We start from the raw sequence: 19,830 nt of genomic DNA, 5'->3' as shown, positions 1-19,830 counted from the left end.
AGTGAAGGCCTCCTCGAAACCGTCGAGAAGGCCTTCACCCCAAGCGAAACCGGCTCAGTCGCCCCGGCGCACCGGGCCGAGCAGCTGCTGTTCCTTCTGCGTCGTCACCAGGCGCAGCGGGCGCCACAGGTTGCGGCCCAGGGCCACGACCTGGTCGTCCTTCAGGGTGGTCAGCTGGCGCATCATCTGCGGCGGCAGGCGCCAGATGCGGGCCGCCAGCTCGGCCTGGCCGGCGGGCAGGCGCTGCATCAGCACGAGGTCCGCGGCGTTGGCCGTCGCGCCGGCCTGCGGGTGCAGGTAGGGCAGGACGTAGACGGTCGTCTGCCACGGGGAACGCGGCGGGAAGAGGTCCTGCGGGGTCGGGCCGCCGTCGGTGACCACGAGCAGGGGCGCGTCCTCCGACGGGCGCGGCAGCTCGACCGGCGACAGGCGCCGGATCTGCACCAGGGGCGAGGGTCGCCCGTCGCGGTTGCCGGCGGCCTGGGAGAGCACCTGCCAGGCCGCGGGACGCCCGGTGGCCACCACCACCCACGCACCCACCGCCATCGCGCGCAGCGCCACCTGACGGGCCAGGTACAGCCCGCCCACGAGCACGATGCGCGTCGGCGTGGAGCGCAGGGCGGAGATGGTGAGCGGTTCGCCCTTCAGGCCCGAGCCGAGGACGATGCCGCCGCGGTCGCCGGAGGGGCTGATCGCGTCGAGCATCGCAGGGTCGACGGTGAACTCCGGGGCCACGCCGGGGTTCTGCCCGGCGTCGCGAAGGCGGGTGCTCATGCCGTACCTCCGATCGGCAGGGTGGCGGCGAACGCGGAGATCTGCAGGCCCCGCAACGGCGTCAGGTCGACGTCGAGCCGCTCCGAAATGGACTTGAGCCGCTGGTCGGCGGCTTCGAGCTCACGCGGGTTGCGGGCGCTCACGCGCACCACGCCGCGCAGGCCGATGCGGCCCTCGTCCGTGGCGGGCGAAATCGACATGGCGACCGTGGCCGACAGCGCGCGCACGCTCGTGAGCGCGTCGAGGCTGCCGGTGATCTTGCCCTTGGGCCAGCTCGTGATCGCGTAGCTGGAGTGCCCGATGCCGGCCGCCGTGACGCCCGTCCAGCTCTCCTGCAGCGCGACCTTCGTCGACGAGCCCGCAACGGCGGTGAGCTCCGCGGCGGAGATGCTGGCGCGCAGCAGCTCGTCCGGGTCCAGCGGCCGCGTCGGCACGCCCTGTGACTCCAGCGCGTTGCGCACGCGCGAGAGCGCACCGATCAGCGCGCGGTGGGCGCCGACGACGCCGCCACCGCGTTCCCGGATCGCCTCCGGGCAGCGGCGCGGGTCGAGACGGATCGCGATCCACGTGGTGCGCCGGGCCGCCGCGGGCAGTGGGCCGAGCACCTCCATGTACGAGCTGAGCGCCGGCGAGTCCGACGGCAGCGCCGCGGAACCCGGGTAGCTGTGCCAGATCATCTGGATCGAGTCGAGCACCACACCGCGGTCCTCGAGGCACGACGCGAGCGCCGACAGCGGCAGGCTCGGCGCGCCGCCGGCCTGGGTGATCAGCGCGGGCGTCGGCTCAACGAGGAGCACCGCCGTCCACGTGCCGTCGTTCCAGGCGAGGCCGACCTGCTGGCGCTCGTGGTCGACGCCGTGCGCCACCACGAGGTCCGGCACGGCCAGGCGCAGCAGGTTCACGCGCGCGTCGTCCGGACCCGTCACCGTGGTGTTCTCCGCGGCCAGCTCTTCGAGGCTGCTGGGCGGCGGCGGGGTCGCGACGCGGTCGTGCGAACGGAAGCGGTAGCGCAGCGTGAGGCCGAGCCACTGGGTGAACCAGCGCCCGCCCCAGCGCAGGAACGCGAAGATGAGGAAAACGGCCGCGACGCCGATGGCGATGTACTTCAGCTGCTCCATGTTGATGGCGAGCAGCACGAGCCCGATCGCGACACCCACCTCGAGGAGCACGAGGTTCGCCACGGGCAGCGGGCCGAGGTTGATGCCGCCGGACCGCTGACGTGAAGGCGGGGCCATGCGCGTCGCGGTCGCGGTGCCACCGCCCTGCGGCGAGCCACCGGAACCGGGGCCGTCAGGACCGGGACCGCCGGAACCGCCGCCAGGTCCACCAGGCCCGCCGGGTCCCCCCGGACCGCCAGGACCGCCAGGACCACCGGGTCCGCCAGGACCACCGGGTCCGCCCGGGCCGCCGCCACGGGGACCGGGACCACCGGGGCCGCTCGGACCACCGGGTCCACGCGGGACTCCGCCGGGGCCGCCAGGACCGCCCGGAACGCCACCAGGTCCACCCGGTCCGCCTGCTCTGCCCGGCCGCTGCGGCGGGCCCGGAGGACGTCCTCCGGGCGGCGGTGGCCCGGGGGGCCCTGGCGGACGTGGAGGCGTGGTGACGGACATCCGCGCGTTCTCTTCCCCTCGTGAGTGCTACGTTCCCGGAAAGCCGGTCCCGAGGTGTCCGACCCTAGCTTGAGTTGGTAGAAACCCCACACCAGACGGTCCCCGTACGGCTATCCTGCGGAACCGTACCGCGACGGGGAGGACTGTAGGTCGAGAATGCCATCAACACCCACGACTAAGTCACAGGTTCAGGCCTACAAGTTCGTCATGCGCCGGATGCAGTCGGCGCTCGTCCGCCGCGACGCGGTGATGCTTCACGACCCGATGCGCACGCACTCGCGGGCGACCGTCGTCGGAGTGATCCTCGGCGTGCTGGGTGCGGTCGTTTTTGTGTTGATCGCCCTGCTCAGCCCCGCTCCGGCGGTGCCCGCGTCGGGCGGCATCGTGATCGGTGAGCAGTCCGGCACCGTTTACGTGGTCACGGGCAATCCGCAGAAACTGATTCCGACGTTCAACCTCGCTTCCGCGCGCCTGATCCTGCTCGCGCAAACGCAGCAGGCGGCGCAAGGCGCACAAGGTGGCGCGCAGCCCGCGGGGAATGCGGCGCCGGCCGCGGCGGTGAATCCGACCGTCGTCTCCGATGAACAGCTCAAGAATATTCCGCGCGAGAAGCTGACCGGCATTCCCGATGGGCCGCAACTTCTGCCCAATAGGACCCAGCGCATAACCCCCAACTGGGCGGTCTGCGACCAGGTGGCGCTCGACACGCGGCTGCCGGATCCCGACAGCGTGAACCGCACCGACGCGACCGTGGTCGGTGGCGTTGCGAACGTCGGCACCGAACTCGACACGGGCCAGGCGCTGCTCGGCCGCGCGGACGACGGCAAGACCTACCTGATCTACCGCCTGCAGGCCACGCAGGCGCGGCCCGACGCCAACACCGTGCGCGCCGAGGTCGACCTCGGCGACAACGACCCCGTGCGGGCGGCACTGCAGTTGCCGGCCAAGGCGCGCAAGGCTTCCCAGGCGTTCCTCAACGCGATCCCCGACGTCGGCAAGCTGGTGCCGCCGGTCGTCCCGGGCGCCGGTGAGACGCCGCCGCAGGACTTCGACGGCCTCACCGTCGGCGACGTGTTCTCCACGACCCCGTCCGGTGCCCAGCCCGATTTCTGGCTGATCACCCAGACCGGCATCGAAAAGGTGTCCTCCGCGGTCGCGGACATCGTGCGCACGGCGAAGAACGGCAGCGGCAGCAGGATCACCGACCTCGGCCTGGCGAAGATCAACAACGTCAAGCTGCTGCAGCCGAACGACCCGGGCTTCGTGAACGTGGCCAACTACCCCGAGAAGGCCCCGACGGTGCTCGACGCCACGCAGGGCTCGCCGGTGGCGTGCCTGGGCTGGTCGTTCGACGTCAACAAGAAGACGGCCCACACGTCGGTGTACGTGAGCAAGGGCCTGCCGGCCGAGACGACGAACGCCGACGGCTCGAGCAAGGTCCAGAGCATCAGCAACACCGGCCCGAACGGCCTGCCGATCACCGGGTTCTACATGCCGCCGGGCTTCGGCGCCGTGGTGCAGTCGGCCACCGAGTCGAGCGCGACGTTCTTCAAGGGCCCGATCCAGCTGATCAGCGACCGCGGCCTCCGCTACGGCGTGCCGGACCAGGCGACGGCAGGCGCGCTCGGCCTGACCGACGCGCTGCCCGCGCCGGAGTCGATCATCGGCCTGCTGCCCACGGGTTCGTCGCTGAACACGCAGAACGTGATGAAGCAGTTCGACTCCGTGCCGATCGACCCGAACGCGGGTTCGTTCCAGTCGCCGCCCAACCAGCAGGCCGGGCAGCCCGCGGGGAACTGAAGCGGGCTCGCGTCCGTCACACTCGAAGACAGTCGGGTGAGCGGAGGGATGTCGTGGCAGCGGGGAACAACGCGCTGAACATCGACGGCGAAGTCGTCGGCGGCTACGCGGCCAAGGTGGCGCTGGCCGCCGACGAGCTGGACACAGCCGCGGGCGGCGTCGGTGCGGGAGCGACCACGGGCCAGGCGTACGGCGAGCTCGGTGGCCGGCTCGGTCTGGACCGGTCGTACGCGCGGGCGTCCGGTGCGTTGCGCCAGCAGCTGCAGGTGGGCGCGGCCGCGCTGCGTTCGGCCGCGGAGGCGCTGGACCAGCTCACCGCCGGCCACGCGCAGCGTGACGCCGACGCGGCGGAGCAGATCAAGCGAGCCGGGGGGCTGTCGTGACGGAGCCGTCGCTGACGTTCGTGTCCGAGCTTGCGGGTGAGCTCGGCGTGACCGACCCCGTCGAGACGTACTACCGGCCGCTCGTCGGCCGCTGGACCGAGCTCGACGAGGAAGCCCAACGCCTGCGCACCGCGGCGAAGACGGCCGGCGGCGTTTCCGCCGACCTGGCCGACGAGCTGGGCCGGCTCGACGCGTCGTGGTCCGGTGAGGACGCCGACGCGTTCGTCACCTACCTGGGTGAAATCCGGTCGGCGAGCGAAGGCGTCGAAGACGCGCTCGACGAGCTGGCGGGCGCGCTGGAGGAACTGGCCGGATCGCTGCGCAAGATCGTCGGCGATGCCACCGACGTGCTGGTGGACTCGGCCGACCTGCTGTCGGAGTCAGCGATGCTGCCCGTCGGTGGCGTCAGCCGCTCACGTACGCAGCTGCGCGAGACCGAGCAGTCGGTGAAGTCGTTGTACGACGCGGCGGAAGACGTGCTGCAGCATTTCGCCCAGCTCTGCGACGGCGTGGAGGCGCCGGCGGGGGAGCAGTCGAGCATCGCCGTGCGGCAGCACTACCCGCAGGAGCAGTTCCGGCTGCACGAAAGCGATTCCGCGTCGGTCCAGCAGCACTCAGCGGTCACCGCGGGGCCGTCCACATCGGAGCAGCCCGCGCACGAGGGCGCGGCTCAGCAGGCCGCGGTCCACACCGGTGCGGTTCAGACCGGCGCGGCTCACACCGAAGCCGCGACCGCGCCGGCCCACGCTGACGCCGACGCCACGACGCCGTCGGCCGACGACTCCGTTTCGGCATCCGCGGCCGAGGAACCCCACCAGGGCAAGCAAACCGGCTCCGACCCGCGCCTCGAACAGGGGCAGGCGGGCGTGCCGCCGATCGGGCTGCAAGAGCTCGCCCCGGCGCCCGCGCCGGCCGCACAGAACCAGTCCGGCGGCATGTCGATGATGCCCATGATGCCGATGGGCGGTATGGGCATGGGCGGCGGTGGCGGCGGCTCGCGTCAGGCCAAGAACCGCACGCCCGCCAAGCCTTCCGAGCTCCTCGGCGAACCCGCGCCGGTCACCCCACCCGTGATCGGGGAGGACCCTCAGAAGCCCGCCAAGGCCAAGAAACCCCAGAACTGACCGAAGGGGGCCGTACACCGCTTTTCCGCGGTGTACGGCCCCTTCAACGCCTTCGGGTGGGTACTGATCAGCTCGGCGGTCCGGTCGGACGGTTGCGCCGGATCGTGTGCATCACGAAGAGCGTGATCAGCAGCGCCACGACGCCACCGCCGGTGCCGGCGAGCGCGACGATCATCGGCGTCGAGCTCGTGGAGTCGGCGGGCGGCAGCACCGCCGTCTGCACCACGGGTTTCGGCTTCGCGAGCTCGCCGACGTCGTTCGGCAGGTTCGCGGTGAGCGCGGCCACGGGGTCGATCACGCCGTAGCCCACGAAGTCGTCGCGCCCGCCCGGTGCGGCCGGGTGCTGCGCGGTGGCCTCGATGCGCTGGATCACCTGGCGCGCGCTGAGCTGCGGGTACATCTGGCGCACGAGCGCGGCCACGCCGGCCACGTACGGCGAGGCGAAGCTCGTGCCCTGGATCGCCGACTGCTGGGTGCCGTCGATCGTGAGGTTCGCCAGGCCCGTGGAGCCCTGGGCCGGGTCGAGCGACACGATGTCGGTGCCCGGCGCGGCGACGCCGACCCACGGCCCGTGCACGCTGAACGAAGCGACGCCGCCGGTTTCGTCGATCGCGCCGACCGACAGCACGTCGTCGGCGAACCACGGCGGCGTGACGATCGAGCGCGGTTTGTTCGGGTCGGCCTGGTCGTTCTGCGGGCAGTCGTCGGAGACGTTGCCCGCGGCGGCGACGACCACCACGTTCTGATCGGCCGCGAACTTCACCGCGGCCTGCACTTCCTGCTCGCCCTCCTGGATGCTGCCGGTGCCGTCGGCCGCGCGGCAGTGGTCCACGGACATGTTGATGACGCTGGCTTCCTGGCGTTCCGCGATGCCGTGGATGATCTCGGCCAGCGTGTGCAGCGTGCCGGCGGTGCCTTCCTTCTGCAGCTGCCGGGTGTCGCCCTTGTCGTCCTGCTGAGGAGCGGTACCGCCGCCGACCTCGCCACCGCCGTTGCCTGGGAGCTGGCTGCCGTTCTGGCCGCTGGGCGGTGTGCCGGTGTTGCTCCCGGGCGGGCTGCTGGTGTTGCCGCCGGTGTCGCCGGTGCTGTTCTGGTCCTCGGCGTAGTTGGAGCTCAGCTGCCGGTAGGAACGGATCGTCGCGTCGGGCGCGACGCCGATGAAACCGACCTTCGGGTCCTGCGGATTGCCCGCGATGATGCCGGCGACCTCGGTGCCGTGGCCGTCGCAGTCCTGCAGGCCGTCCGGCTGGCCGTTGTCCGGCTTGGCGACGTAGTCACCGCCGCTTTCGACGCGGCCCTGGAACCACGGGTGTGGGGTGACGCCGGTGTCGACCACTGCGACGGTGATGCCCCCGCCGACCGTGCGCTTGGCGGAGCGCACGATCTGCTGCGCTTTGTCCAGCTGCAGGTAGCTCTGGCCCCACGGGATCGTTTTGATCTCGACGTTCTGTCCGAGGCTGCGCTGCACGCACTCGGTCTTCTTCTGGTAGTTCTTGTCCGGTTTGCGCTCGTCCGGAGGCAACACGGTGTCGTCCACCTGCGGCGGCGTCGCCCACGTGCCCGCGACGTCGGAGCCCTGCTGGGCCGACGCCGGCGAGACGAGCGCGAACGGTGACAGCACCCCGAGCCCGGCCGCGAGCAGGACCACGCCCGTGCGGCCACCGATCCCGAGCCGCCGGACGAACGGACGTCGTGCGCGCATCTGCTGCCTCACTTGAGGTTCAGGTGGCGCAGCGTCGTGTAGAGGTCCATCACGCCGAGCGCCAGCGGCAGCACGACCGCGATGCAGATCGCCTCGAGGATCTCCACGGTGCGCCGCAGCGGCGGCGAGAAGCGCTGGTTCGGGAAGATCACGCCGACCACGAGCGAGCCCGCGGCGACCACGATCAGGGCGCCGAACACGTACAGCAGGCGGAACTCCGCCGTGGTGGCGAAGAGCCAGCCGACGAGGATGCCGGCCGCGGACACCATGCCGGTGGTGAGCAGCGCGATGGCCTGCGCGCCGTTGGCGTACGCGCGGGCGCGCAGCAGCAGCACGAGCGTGGCGATCACACCGAGGATGACCCCGAAGTAGCCCGGCGCGGTCGCGGCGAGCACGGCGGAGACAGCCGTGGTGGCGCCACAGCCGATCATCAGGCCGGTCATGTAGTCGTGGGCGATCGCGGTGCGCTGCTCGATGGCCTGGTAGTCCGGGAAACCGGAGTCTTCCTTCAGCTCCTCCGCGGTGCTGGGCACGTGCGGCAGCGGGAGCTTGGCGAGCCAGATCGTGGCGCGCGGCAGGATCGAGATGCAGGCGAGCGCCACGGCGACCGCGCCGGCGCCCACCCCGGCCGTGGTGGCGCTGGGCACGAGCGTGGCGACGAGGAACGCGATCGCGCCGAACGCGCCGGCCGTGGCCGCGGCGATGAAGACGCGGATGCCGGCGCCGATGATGAGGATGCAGACCGCCGAGACGATCAGCACGAGCACCGCGCCCAGCAGCAGGTTCGCGCGCACCGAAAGGCCGGGCACGATGTAGAAGCCGCTCACGAACGCCAGCGGCAGACCGCCCGCGGCCGCGATCAGCACGCCCGTAGCTTCGGCCTGGTAGCCCTTCGCGAGCGTCGCGCCGACCGCCACACAGGCGATCGCGCCGAGGCCGCCGGCGATGGCCGCGCCGAGCGCGCTGCCACCGTAGAGCGAGCCGCTCATGAACAGCGCCAGCGCGGAGATGAAGAGTGCGAGGCCGCCGGCGACGTGGCCGAAGCGGCGCGCCGTCTCCTTGGTCCACGGGCGGAAGCTGTCGGGCGTCGACTCGGCGATGGCGTCGACGACGTCGTCGTACAGCGGCGGCGGCGGGTTCTCGTTGCGCTTGCGCAGCTGCAGCAGCTCGCCGTCCACGACGCCGAGCGAGGCCAGCGTGCGGCTCGGGTCGAGCGGGGCGTCGCCAAGTTTGGCCAGTGCCCAGCCGCCGTGGCGCGCGCCGCCGTCGGGCGAGGTCTCCTTGGCCATCTCCAGCAGCATCGGCAGCAGGTCGGCCACCGCGACGTCGGCCGGAAGCGCGACGTCGATCCGGGTGTTCGGTGCGACCACCGTCACCCTGCTGAATACCGTCGTGCCCGTTGCCACTAGATGCCCCCGCTCTGAAGAGTCAGCTCCCGGGGGAACTTATACCGAACCCCGGCGCCGGGATCATCGACTGTCCGAAAATCCTTGGCGAAAGTACACCGGCCGGACGACGGACGGGCGGCGCGACCAGGTGGGATCGGCCGATTCGGGTCCTCGCTGTCGGTGGTGGGTCGTACACTCCGGGGATCAGAGGAAACGGGTTCGCGGGCGAGATGCCGGACGTGCCGGTGTCCGCCGGTATCCGATGAGGGGGCAAGCGCGGTGCACTTCCGGGCGTTGGCCGGATTTCTCCGGCGACGTTCGATAGGTTGTCACGCGCGCCCGAGCGCAGGAGCCGGCCGGCAATCGTCGAGTTGGAATAGAGGGGTCCTTCGATGAGCACGCTTCAGTTCAAGAAGTCGCCGCGGCTGGCGGCGCCGCGCCCGCCGGGCGGCGAGGTGCATCTCGAGCCCCCACCCGAAGTACCCCGCACGATCCCGGGCAACATCGTCGCGAAGGCGATTCCGGGCGTCATGATCTTCGCGTCGCTCGGGATGATGGTCTTCATGTTCACGGCGGGTGGGAAGAACCCGACCACGATCATGATGAGCGGCATGATGCTGATGGGCACCGTCGGCATGCTCGCCGGCGGTGGCGGCCGGGGCGGTGGCCAGAAGAAGGCCGAAATGGACGAGGACCGCAAGGACTACCTGCGGTACCTGGGCCAGATGCGCGACCGTGCCCGCGAGGCGATGGTCGACCAGCGCGCCGCGCTCGAGTGGGTGCACCCCGACCCGCAGTCGCTGTGGTCGCTCGCCGCCAGCCGCCGCATGTGGGAACGCCGGCAGAACGACCAGGACTTCCTGCACCTGCGCGTCGGCCGCAGCTCCCACCGCCTCGCCACGCGGCTCGTGCCGCCGCAGACCGGCCCGGTCGACGAGCTGGAGCCGATCGCCACCCTCGCGCTGCGCCGGTTCGTGCGCGCGCACTCGATCGTGCCCGACCTGCCCACGCAGATCACCCTGCGCGGGTTCGCCGCCGTGAGCATGCAGGGCGAGCGCTCGCTCACGCGTGGCCTCACCCGCGCGATGCTCGCGCAGCTGGTCGCCTTCCACAGCCCCGACGACGTGATGATCGCGATCGCCACCGCGGGCCGGGCGAAGGAGGAGTGGGAGTGGGCGAAGTGGCTCCCGCACGTCCAGCACCCCACGATGTCCGACGGCATCGGCCAGCTCCGCATGATGGCCGGCTCGCTGGCCCAGATCGAGCAGTGGCTCGACGAGGAACTGCGCGACCGGCAGCGGTTCTCACGCAACGCCACGCCGGCGCCTGACCAGCCGCACGTCGTGATCATCATCGACGACGCCGAGGTCACGCGCGAAGAGCAGATCATCCTCGAGGAGGGCCTGGTCGGCGTCACGCTGGTCGACCTGTCCGACACCCTCGGGAACCTCTCGGCGCGCCGCGGCCTGCGGCTCGTGGCCGAGCCCGACCGCCTCGGCGCGCGCAGCGCCGGCGGCGTCGAGTGGTTCGGCCGGCCGGACACCCTGTCGGTGGTCGAGGCCGAGGCGCTCGCCCGCCTGATCGCGCCGTACCGCGTCGGAGGCGGTGGCGGCACGGAGGCGTCGGACGACGAGCCGTTGCTCTCCAACCCCACGCTGCTGGAGCTGCTCGGCATCCCGGGCGACCCGATGACGTTCGACGTGCAGGGCGCCTGGCGCCCGCGGCCGGTGCGCGACCGCTACCGCGTGCCGTTCGGTGTCGGCGAATACGGCCAGGCCGTCGAGCTGGACATCAAGGAAGCGGCGATGGAGGGCATGGGCCCCCACGGCCTGTGCATCGGGGCGACCGGTTCCGGTAAGTCGGAGTTCCTCCGCACGCTGGTGCTGGGCCTGCTCGCCACGCACTCGAGCACGTCGCTCAACATGATCCTCGTCGACTTCAAGGGTGGTGCGACGTTCCTCGGCCTGGACAAGGCCCCGCACGTCGCCGCCACGATCACCAACCTCGCGGGCGACCTCACGCTGGTCGACCGCATGAAGGACGCCATCGCGGGCGAGGTGTCCCGGCGCCAGGAAGTGCTGGCGAAGGGCAACTACAAGAACGTGTGGGACTACGAGAAGGCGCGCGAGAACGGCGCCGACCTCGACCCGCTGCCCGCGCTGTTCATCTGCATCGACGAGTTCTCCGAGATGCTGACGGCGAAGCCGGACTTCATCGACATCTTCCTCCAGATCGGCCGCGTCGGCCGGTCGCTGCAGATGCACATGCTGCTCGCGTCGCAGCGGCTGGAGGAGGGCAAGCTGCGTGGTCTGGACACGTACCTGTCCTACCGGATCGGCCTGAAGACCTTCTCGGCCGCGGAGTCGCGCGCCGCGATCGGCGTGCCGGACGCGTTCGAGCTGCCGTCGATCCCGGGTTCGGGCTACCTCAAGTACGACACCTCCACGATGGTGCGGTTCAAGGCGTCGTACGTCTCGGGCCCGTACCGCCCCGCCGGCATCAAGGCGGCCGGGCCGGTGGCCACGGTCGTGCGCGCGGACAAGCGCCCGCAGCTGTTCGTGCCCGACTTCGTCGAGCTGCCGCCCGAGCCGGAGCCGCAGTTCGAGCCGGTCGAAGAGGTGGCGAAGCCGAAGGAGCCGGAGGAGACCACCGAACCGAGCGAGCTCGAGGTGATGGTCGACCGGTTCATCGGCCAGGGCCCGCCCGCGCACGAGGTGTGGCTGCCGCCGTTGGACGAGTCCAACTCGCTCGACACGATGCTGCCGAACCTCAACCCCACCGACGACCGCGGCCTGTCCCCGGTCGGGTTCTTCGGCAACGGCCGGCTGCAGGTGCCGCTGGGCATCGTCGACCGGCCGTTCGAGCAGCGGCGCGACCTGCTGTGGGCCGACTTCTCCGGCGCCGCCGGCCACGCGGTGATCGCCGGTGGCCCGCAGGCCGGCAAGTCGACCATGCTCCGCACGCTGATCATGTCGATGGCGCTCACGCACACGCCCGAGGAAGTGCAGTTCTACGCCCTCGACCTCGGTGGTGGCACGCTCGCGGGCCTCGCCGACCTGCCGCACGTCGGTGGTGTGGCCGTGGCCCGGCGCGAGCCCGACAAGGCCCGCCGGATCGTGGCCGAGCTGACCACGCTCATGACCGAGCGCGAAGGCCGGTTCGGGGCGCTGGGCATCGACTCGATGACCGAGTTCCGCAACCGCAAGCGCCGCGGCGAGATCCCCGCCGAGCAGGACCCGTTCGGCGACGCGTTCCTGATCGTGGACAACTGGCGCGCCATCCGCGACGACTTCGACGAGCTCGAGGCGTCGATCACGCGGCTGGCCACGCAGGGTCTGTCGTACGGCATCCACGTGGTCATCTCCGCCAACCGGTGGGCCGACCTGCGCCCGGCGATCAAGGACATGCTGGGCACCCGGTTCGAGCTGCGCCTCGGTGACCCGACCGAGTCGGACATCGACCGCCGCATCGCGGTCAACATCCCGGCCGGGCGCCCCGGCCGTGGTCTGACCCGCGACAAGCTGCACATGCTCACGGGCCTGCCGCGCATCGACGGCTCCAGCGACGCCGAGTCGCTGGCCGCGGGTGTGGCCGACGCCGTCGCGAAGATCCGCGGCGCCTGGCGTGGCCGTTCCGCGCCGCAGGTCCGCCTGCTGCCGGAGATGATCACCTACGACGAAGTCCTCAAGATCGACTCCAAGCGCAACACGAAGCTGGTGCCCTTCGGCGTTAACGAGGACGACCTTTCGCCGGTCTACCTCGACTTCGACGCCGAGCCGCACTTCTTCGCGTTCGCCGACGGCGAGTCGGGCAAGACGAACCTGCTGCGCCAGATCGGCCGGGGGATCGCCGAGCGGTATTCGCCGCAGGAGGGCGTGATCCTCCTGGTCGACTACCGGCGCACGATGCTCGGCTTCCTCGAGGGCGACTCGCTGCTCGGGTACGCCGTGTCGTCGAACCAGCTGGACAGCATGGTCAAGGACGTGCACGGGTCGATGACCCGGCGCCTGCCGGGCCCGGACGTCACGCAGGACCAGCTGAGGAACCGGTCGTGGTGGACCGGGCCGGAGCTGTTCATTCTGGTCGACGACTACGACCTGGTGGCCACGCAGACGTCCAACCCGCTCAAGCCGTTGGCGGACTTCCTCGCCCAGGCGAAGGACGTCGGCCTGCACCTGATCATCGTGCGCCGCACCGGTGGTGCGTCGAGGGCCTCGTACGACCCGGTCATCGGCAAGCTCAAGGAGATCGCGGCGCCGGGCATGGTCATGAACGGCTCGAAGGACGAGGGCGTGCTGATCGGCAACATCCGGCCCGCCGCGATGCCGCCGGGCCGGGGTGTGATGCTCAGCCGCAAGAACGGCAGGCAGCTCGTGCAGGTGTCGTGGATCCAGCCCGACTGATTTCGGTGGCCGGCCGCGGCGTGCGCGGCCGGTGCCCGGGCGACGGCAGGAGTGACGGGTGACGGTGCGGGTCGCGGTGGACTTCGGGACCACCAGCACCTGCGTCGTCGCCTCCGTCAACGGCCGCGAGCCGCAGGTCGTGGTGATCGACGGTCAGCCGTTGATGTCGTCGGCGGTCTTCGCGGCCGCAGACGGCACCCTGTTCGTCGGCCAGGAGGCCGAGCGCCAGGCGGCTGTCGACCCGTCGCGCTACGAGCCGAACCCGAAGCGGCGCATCGACGAGGGTGACCTGCTGCTCGGTGACTCCGTGCTGCGGGTCACCGACGTCGTCCACGCCGTGCTGGGCCGGGCGGTGGCCGAGGCGCGCCGCATCGCGGGCGACGCCGAGGTCGACCTCCTCGTGCTCACGCATCCCGCCGACTGGGGTGCGATCCGCACCCGTCTGCTGCGCCAGGCCGCAGGCCGGCTGGCGCGCGAGGTCGCGCTGGTGCCCGAACCGGTGGCCGCGGCCGTGTACCACGCGGCCACCTTCGTGCCCGTCGCCCAGCCGGACGGGCGGACCGTGGAGTTCAGCGGCCGGCCCGGCGACGCGCTCGCGGTGCTCGATCTCGGGGGCGGCACGGTCGACGTCAGCGTCGTGCGGCGGCTGCCCGAGGCCGGGCGCGGGCCGGGCGCGCGTGGCGGGTTCCAGGTGCTCGCCACCCGCGGCGACCCCAGCTTCGGCGGCGCGGACATCGACCAGGCCCTGCTGGAGCACATCGGCTCGCTGGTGTCGGGCGCCGATCCGGACGCGTGGCGGCAGCTGGTCGCCGGCCGTGAGCTCGCCGCCCGGCGCCGTCGCCGCGTGCTGCGCCAGGACGTGCGCGGCGCCAAGGAGACGTTGTCGCGGCACGCTTACACCGACGTGCCGATGCCGCCGCCGTTCGCCGACGCGCACGTGACGCGTGAGGACCTCGAGAAGCTCATCGCGGCGCCGCTCGGGCGCACGGTGGAGCTGACCAGTGCGGCGATCGCCGACGCCGGGCTGCGGCCCAAGCAGCTCACCGCGATCTTCCTCGTCGGCGGCTCGAGCCGGATCCCGATGATCTCCCGTCTGGTCCACGAGCGCACGGGCGTGGTGCCCACGAGCCTCGACCAGCCGGAGACGGTGGTGGCGCGCGGCGCGCTGCGGGCGGTGCTTGTGGACCCGGACCGCACGGGCGCGCTGCCCGGCGCCTCGGCGGCGCGCTTGGCCGCTGCTCCCGGTGGTGTTCCGGCGGCCGAGCAGCGCACCGCCGTCGTGCGCCCCGGCGAGCCGCCGCGGCCGGGCGACGCGCAGGCCGAGAGTGACGGCCGCACCGAGCTGTTGTCGCGGCCCGCCGCGCCACGGGTTCAGCCGAGGCCCCAGTCAATGCCCCAGTCAATGCCCCAGCCAGTGCCGCAGTCGGTGCCCCAGCCGCCGTCCGGGCCGATCCCGGCGGTGCGCCCGGCGCCGGGCCGAGGCTTCGCGGGACCTGCGGCCGGCGGGCCGCGTCCCGCTCAGCCAGGTGGTCCAGGCCGCCCGCCGTGGCCGCCGGAGACCAGCGCCACCGGCAAGAGCCGGAAGCGGTTGTGGGGGATCGGCGCGGTCGTGGCGGTGGTCGTGGTCGTCACCGCGGCGGTGCTGTTCGTGGTCAACCGGGGCAGCGACGACCCGGCGGGGCTGCCGGGCAAGACGTTCGTCCAGTACGACTTCAGCGTCAGCGCGCCCCAGGACTGGGTCCAGACCTCCGACCAGGTCGCCGAGCGCCAGGTGATCCTGCACCCGCAGGACGCGTCGGCCGGCAACGACCTCGTGGTCGCCCAGGAGTTCGTGATGGACTACGACGCGACCGCCGACCGCGCGCAGCTCGTGAAGTCTTTGCAAGCGCAGGCGGCCAGAGATCCGAACTACAGCGCCTTCGATCCGAACCTGACGTACGGTGGCCGCACCGTGATCGGCTACCACCAGCGCAAGAGCGACCAGCTCACGGTGAACTGGTACGTGGTGGTGCAGGGGAAGATCCGGGTGCACGTGGGGTGCCAGTACGAAGCCCCCGCGTTGCGGCAACGCGTCGACACGGCCTGCGAGCAGGTCGTGCGGACGCTGAAGATCACCAGCTGAAGGAGTGCCCGTGCCGTCGGAACCCGAGTCCGCCGCGGCGGCTTTCACGCGAGCGGGGCAGGACGCGGTCACGCACGCGCGCCGGGTCGCCGGCACCGCGCTCGCCCGCAACGTCCGGCACCGCGAGGACAACCGGGAACTCTTGAAGGCCTACGCCCGCCACCGGCTCTCGGGCGGCGGGGCCGTCGAACCCACGCCGCGAGTGCTGCGCGGTGCCGCCGCCCGGTTCCGCGCGGCGTGCGGACTGCCGATGCCGCACCTGCCGACGGAGGCGGAATTGGTCCGGTCCGAGCCCGAAGTTCCGTCGCCGGCCGCACGAACGAGTGATGACGAAGAGGACTTTTCGCAGTTGCGAATCATGAGCCGGGAACCGTGAATCTCGTTCATTCCGGCTGTGCGTGTGCTAATTGCCCAGTAGGCCAAGGGTTTTGCGACTTTTCCCGCCGGCGTCACGCTCGGTTCGGCGGCGTCGGTTCCCTCGGGCGGCGTTCACGCAAGCAACTACTTGGGAAATCTCGCACCAAGGGTGAACCGAACCTGGCACTGTCTTCGTCGTAGGGGTGTACGGCGGAAACAGGACGCCGGTACGCACGACCAATGAGATGAAGGGGGTAGTTCCCATGGCGGCTGGCGGCTTTGAAGGAACTCCGGAAGAGTTCACCAACGCTGAGAACCAGGTCACCGACGTTCGCGTCGCGATGGACCAGCGGCTCTCCACGCTGCAGGGCGAGATCGAAGCCACCCGCGCGGGCTGGGACGGCGAGGCGGCTCAGGCGTTCAACAACGTCATGCAGCGCTTCGACGAGTCGGGCAAGAAGCTGAACCAGTCGCTCCAGCGCATTGCGGACCTGCTGCAGGAAGCTGGCTCCAAGTACCAGCGCACTGAAGCCGAGCAGAACGAAATCGTGAGCAGCTTCAACAAGGGCTTCGGCGTCCTCGGCTGAGTAGAGCGTCAACGTTCAGTTCATCCATTCCACACCCCGACTTTGACAGGAGTACGACATGGCACGCATCCTCGTTGACCCGGCCACGATTCACCGGGCGGCTGACGACTGCAACGCGACCACCAAGGACCTGAAGTCCTCGTTCGACCGGCTCAAGGAAGACCTGAGCAAGCTCACGAACACCTGGACCGGTGCGGCCAAGGACAACTACCTGAAGGCCCAGGCCGACTGGGACAACAGCTTCAACGACCTCACCCAGCTGCTGGCGCAGATCGCCATCGCGCTGCCGGAGATCGCCGACGGTTACACCAAGACCGACAAGGACGTCGAGAACCTCTTCTGATTCTCGGGTTCTGACGAAACCACGGCGGGCTCCGCACTTCGGTGCGGGCCCGCCGTTTTGTTGTGGCGCAGTCGGGTGCGGGGGCAAAGGGGATTCGCCGTGTCCGTTGTGGACTGGCGCGTTCCCGGCGGTCAGTGCGGCGCGCCGACCTCGTACTCGGGCTTGTTGTTGAGCACCCGCACCGTGACCTTGCGCGGCTGCCCGCCGAGCTGCAGCGTGCAGTCGAACGTGGTGCCGTTCTGAGTGGACTCACCCGAGGGGCACGCCACGTTCTTCACGTCGGGCTCGCCGTAGTTCTCCGCGAGCACGCGGGAAACGCCGTCCTGCAACGACTTCTGGTCGAGCGTGTCCCCTTGGAACGCGCCGAGCAGCCACGCCGCACCGCCGCCGATGAGCACCACGGCCACGGCGGCGCCGACGATCACCCACGGCCGCTTCGAGCGCGGGGCCTTCTTCACGGCTTCGGCGGAGAACGCGCCGAGCCCGCCGTACGTCGTCGGCTGGAACCCGCCGCCGAACGCCGCGCCCTGCTGCTGCGGCGGCACTCCCGGCACCTGCTGGGCCTGCTGCGCCTGCTGTCCGGTGGCGTAGGGCTGCTGGTGCGAGCCGGCGGCCGGGTTCGCGTACGGCTGCGGACCGCTCGCCGGATACTGCTGCGGCGCGGCGCCGGGGTACGGCTGCGGCCCGGATCCGGGGTTCGCGTACTGCTGCGGGTTGGCGTACTGCTGCCCGCCGGTGTTCGGGTACTGCGCCGGCGTTCCCTGTGACCACGGGTTTTGCTGCGGGTTTTGCGGTTGCTGCCACGCACCCTGCTGCGGCCCGCCCTGCTGCCACTGGCCCGGGTACTGGGTTTCCTGCGCGCCGGGACCGCCGGACGCGGGCGTCGCGGGTGGCTGCCACCACTGCTGCGGCTGCTCGGGCGGCTGGGTCATCGGAGGTCACCTCGGGTGCTCATCAGTTGCCCTGCAGCTGGGCGAGCCGGTTGTAGAAGTCCTGCTTCGCGGCGTCGTCCGGCAATGCGGTGATCTGGCTCGCGTCCGGCAGCTTCGGCAGGTCCTGCGCGGTCGCCTTCCCGATGAAGCGGAAGTCGTAGTTGAGCTCGATGTTGTGCCCGTCGCCGGAGAACTTGGCGGCCATCACGAACTCGCTGAGCGAACCGTCCGGCTTGAGCTTGATCGTGGTGGGGATCACGGACTTGTTCAGCTGCGGCCCCACCTCTTTGAGCAGCGAGTCGGGCAGCAATTCCACGCGCTTGTCGAGGAACTGCGAGAAGGGGACGTTCACGGTCAGCTCCGCCGAGCCGTCGGCCGAGCTCTTCGCGCCGCGCACGGCCTTCTTGTCAGCGTTGTACGAGTCGTCCACGGCGTTGGCCATCTTGCAGGCGGTGAGGACCCCGCCCCACGCGCACGGCTGGATGAGACCGGCCTCCGGCTTCGGCATCGACACCCACGCCGTCGGCTCGAGCGACTTGTACGTGGGGCCGAGGTAGACGTAGTCGAGCGTCCCGTCGGCGGGGGTGAACGTGTCGATGATCTCGTCGGGGTTCTTCTGCGACCGGTTGTGGACCACGCGGCTCTCGGGGCTGCCGGTGCGGGCCGAGGTGATCACGCTGTGGATCCACTTGTCGTCGAACTTGAAGTACGCGTCGGCGGAGTTGGTGACGTCGCGCGCGTCGAGGATGGAGTTCTCGAGCTTCGACATCGCCTTCTCGAACTTGGCGCCGACGTAGGCCGAGGCCTGGTCGCCGTTGGGCAGCGCGGTGCCGGCGCGGGCCTGCCCGCACGCGGTCGCGAGCACCAGCACGGCGCCCAGGGCGAGTGCCGCCCGGCTTGCCCGTTTCGTCATCGCTTTCCCCCGAGGTGTTCGGCTGTCCGCGCGGATCGTCTCATCTTGGCTTGTCCCGCCTGCCCGCGTGGGTGGTTCGGCGAGGTCGGCGGGTAGGGTGGGTGAGCGGTCCGAAGAGCTCGGTCACCGGAAGTATCGGTAGCCAGGCACTCCTGTTGCACCCCCGCTGCACGGTCGCGTGAGCAGGGGCGTATCTTCATATGTCGTTGTGCGTTGCGGCGCGTCAGCGCTAGGCCCGCACAGAACCCACACGCAATGTTGACGACGAGGTAGACCCTTGCCCACGTACAGCCCCAAGCCCGGCGACGTCACTCGTGCCTGGCACGTGATCGACGCCGAGGATGTCGTGCTCGGCCGGCTCGCGACCGAGGTCGCCACGCTGCTGCGCGGCAAGCACAAGCCGACTTATGCCCCACACGTGGACACCGGCGACTTCGTCGTCATCGTCAACGCCGAGAAGGTCGCGCTCACCGGTAACAAGCGCGACCAGAAGTTCGCGTACCGCCACAGTGGCTACCCCGGTGGTCTGCGCAAGCGTTCCTTCGGTGAGCTGCTCGACACCAAGCCCGAGCACCTTGTCGAAAAGGTCGTGAAGGGCATGCTGCCGAAGAACAAGCTCGGCCGCGCCATGGCCAAGAAGCTGAAGGTTTACGCCGGCCCGCAGCACCCGCACGCCGCGCAGCAGCCGCAGGCGCGCGAGATCACCAAGATCGCGCAGGTCGCGCAGTGAGTGAGGAACAGTCTGTGACCAGCACCGAGACCGAGGCCGCCGAGACCGTGGCCGCTGACGCCGTCGTGGCCACGTCGGAGACCCCCGCGGTCGGCGACGCTGTCGCGACCAGCGAGACCCCGGCTGCCCCGCGTCCGTCGCGGGCCGCGGGCGGCAACGCCCAGACCGTCGGCCGCCGCAAGGAGGCCGTGGTCCGCGTTCGCGTCGTTCCCGGCACCGGTGAGTTCAAGCTCAACGGCCGCAGCCTCGCGGAGTACTTCCCGAACAAGGTGCACCAGCAGCTCATCCGTGAGCCGCTCGTCACGGTCGACAAGCCCGACTCGTTCGACATCTTCGCCAACCTCCACGGCGGCGGCATCTCGGGCCAGGCCGGCGCTCTGCGCCTCGCCATCGCCCGCGCCCTGGTCGAGGTCGACGCCGACGACCGCCCGGCCCTGAAGAAGGCCGGCTTCCTGACCCGTGACGCGCGCGCCACGGAGCGGAAGAAGTACGGCCTCAAGAAGGCCCGTAAGGCTCCGCAGTACTCCAAGCGCTGAGTCGTGTGGGGGTTTCGTACCCCCGTGTCCCTGCCAAGGGGCAACCTCGGGAGCGCCCATCCGTCCATCGGATGGGCGCTCTCGTGTTTTCCGAGTGCTGTACTGAACGTGTTCTCTGGGACC

Annotated in this window: 16 protein-coding genes; 10 read left to right on the top strand and 6 right to left on the bottom strand. The window is 70.8% G+C overall.

Translation table 11 applies throughout. The annotated features are described in order from the left end of the window. Positions 1-54 precede the first annotated feature (54 nt). Entirely contained in the window at positions 55-774 is a 720-nt protein-coding gene (locus tag QRX50_RS04060) for a hypothetical protein (RefSeq protein WP_220246102.1), read from the bottom strand. Then, positions 771-2,009: a type VII secretion protein EccE gene (eccE, locus tag QRX50_RS04055; protein ID WP_285970648.1), complete on the bottom strand. Its 1,239-nt coding sequence runs from the start codon at positions 2,007-2,009 to the stop codon at positions 771-773. Before eccE ends, QRX50_RS04060 begins: the two co-directional genes overlap by 4 nt. Before the next feature lie 594 nt (positions 2,010-2,603). Between eccE and eccB the strand changes: the two genes are divergently transcribed. From eccB to QRX50_RS04040, 3 genes are read left to right on the top strand one after another with little or no spacing between them, the layout of a single operon-like run. Further along, entirely contained in the window at positions 2,604-4,187 is a 1,584-nt protein-coding gene (gene eccB, locus QRX50_RS04050) for a type VII secretion protein EccB (protein WP_285974354.1), read from the top strand. Between the two features lie 53 nt (positions 4,188-4,240). Continuing rightward, positions 4,241-4,570 carry a hypothetical protein gene (locus QRX50_RS04045; RefSeq protein ID WP_285970647.1) on the top strand — a complete coding sequence of 110 codons (330 nt, stop codon included), beginning with the start codon at positions 4,241-4,243 and terminating at the stop codon, positions 4,568-4,570. Further along, positions 4,567-5,694 (top strand): WXG100 family type VII secretion target, encoded by a 1,128-nt coding sequence (locus tag QRX50_RS04040; protein ID WP_285970646.1) that lies wholly within the window; start codon positions 4,567-4,569, stop codon positions 5,692-5,694. The genes QRX50_RS04045 and QRX50_RS04040 overlap by 4 nt, the downstream gene beginning before the upstream one ends. A gap of 67 nt (positions 5,695-5,761) precedes the next feature. On the opposite strand, the gene QRX50_RS04035 is transcribed toward QRX50_RS04040, so the two are convergent. Together QRX50_RS04035 and eccD are read right to left on the bottom strand one after the other, a co-directional pair. Next, positions 5,762-7,396, bottom strand: a complete 1,635-nt coding sequence (locus QRX50_RS04035) for a S8 family serine peptidase (protein ID WP_285970645.1) — start codon at positions 7,394-7,396, stop codon at positions 5,762-5,764. Between the two features lie 8 nt (positions 7,397-7,404). Then, positions 7,405-8,772 carry a type VII secretion integral membrane protein EccD gene (eccD, locus tag QRX50_RS04030; protein ID WP_285970644.1) on the bottom strand — a complete coding sequence of 456 codons (1,368 nt, stop codon included), beginning with the start codon at positions 8,770-8,772 and terminating at the stop codon, positions 7,405-7,407. Between the two features lie 404 nt (positions 8,773-9,176). On the opposite strand from eccD, the gene eccCa reads away from it, so the two are divergent. From eccCa to QRX50_RS04005, 5 genes are all read left to right on the top strand, one after another. Continuing rightward, on the top strand, positions 9,177-13,187 hold the full coding sequence (eccCa, locus tag QRX50_RS04025) for a type VII secretion protein EccCa (RefSeq protein WP_285970643.1): 4,011 nt from the start codon (positions 9,177-9,179) through the stop codon (positions 13,185-13,187). A gap of 58 nt (positions 13,188-13,245) precedes the next feature. Then, positions 13,246-15,309 carry a type VII secretion-associated protein gene (locus QRX50_RS04020; RefSeq protein WP_285970642.1) on the top strand — a complete coding sequence of 688 codons (2,064 nt, stop codon included), beginning with the start codon at positions 13,246-13,248 and terminating at the stop codon, positions 15,307-15,309. Between the two features lie 10 nt (positions 15,310-15,319). Then, positions 15,320-15,685: a hypothetical protein gene (locus QRX50_RS04015; protein WP_285970641.1), complete on the top strand. Its 366-nt coding sequence runs from the start codon at positions 15,320-15,322 to the stop codon at positions 15,683-15,685. A 244-nt stretch (positions 15,686-15,929) separates the two neighbouring features. Further along, positions 15,930-16,253, top strand: coding sequence for a WXG100 family type VII secretion target (locus tag QRX50_RS04010; RefSeq protein ID WP_220246110.1), 324 nt, complete (start codon positions 15,930-15,932; stop codon positions 16,251-16,253). A gap of 58 nt (positions 16,254-16,311) precedes the next feature. After that, positions 16,312-16,596 carry a WXG100 family type VII secretion target gene (locus QRX50_RS04005; protein ID WP_220246111.1) on the top strand — a complete coding sequence of 95 codons (285 nt, stop codon included), beginning with the start codon at positions 16,312-16,314 and terminating at the stop codon, positions 16,594-16,596. Positions 16,597-16,727: 131 nt separating this feature from the next. Here the strand turns inward: QRX50_RS04005 and QRX50_RS04000 are convergent, their stop codons facing one another. Next, a complete protein-coding gene (locus tag QRX50_RS04000; protein WP_285970640.1) occupies positions 16,728-17,528 on the bottom strand; it encodes a DUF4333 domain-containing protein in 801 nt (266 codons plus the stop codon). Between the two features lie 22 nt (positions 17,529-17,550). Then, the gene (locus QRX50_RS03995) at positions 17,551-18,441 is read right to left on the bottom strand and encodes a hypothetical protein (protein WP_285970639.1); all 891 of its coding nucleotides are present in this window, start codon (positions 18,439-18,441) and stop codon (positions 17,551-17,553) included. Between the two features lie 277 nt (positions 18,442-18,718). Here QRX50_RS03995 and rplM point away from each other — a divergent pair, with 277 nt between their 5' ends. Together rplM and rpsI are read left to right on the top strand one after the other, a co-directional pair. Continuing rightward, positions 18,719-19,171 carry a 50S ribosomal protein L13 gene (rplM, locus tag QRX50_RS03990; RefSeq protein WP_220246114.1) on the top strand — a complete coding sequence of 151 codons (453 nt, stop codon included), beginning with the start codon at positions 18,719-18,721 and terminating at the stop codon, positions 19,169-19,171. Between the two features lie 14 nt (positions 19,172-19,185). Then, positions 19,186-19,707, top strand: coding sequence for a 30S ribosomal protein S9 (gene rpsI, locus QRX50_RS03985; protein WP_434533237.1), 522 nt, complete (start codon positions 19,186-19,188; stop codon positions 19,705-19,707). Positions 19,708-19,830 lie beyond the last annotated feature (123 nt).

The sequence above is a fragment of the Amycolatopsis sp. 2-15 genome (genome assembly GCF_030285625.1).
Classification (GTDB): domain Bacteria; phylum Actinomycetota; class Actinomycetes; order Mycobacteriales; family Pseudonocardiaceae; genus Amycolatopsis; species Amycolatopsis carbonis.
The sequence above is the reverse complement of the archived record's forward strand: the minus strand, read 5'-3'. Positions and strand labels throughout refer to the sequence as shown.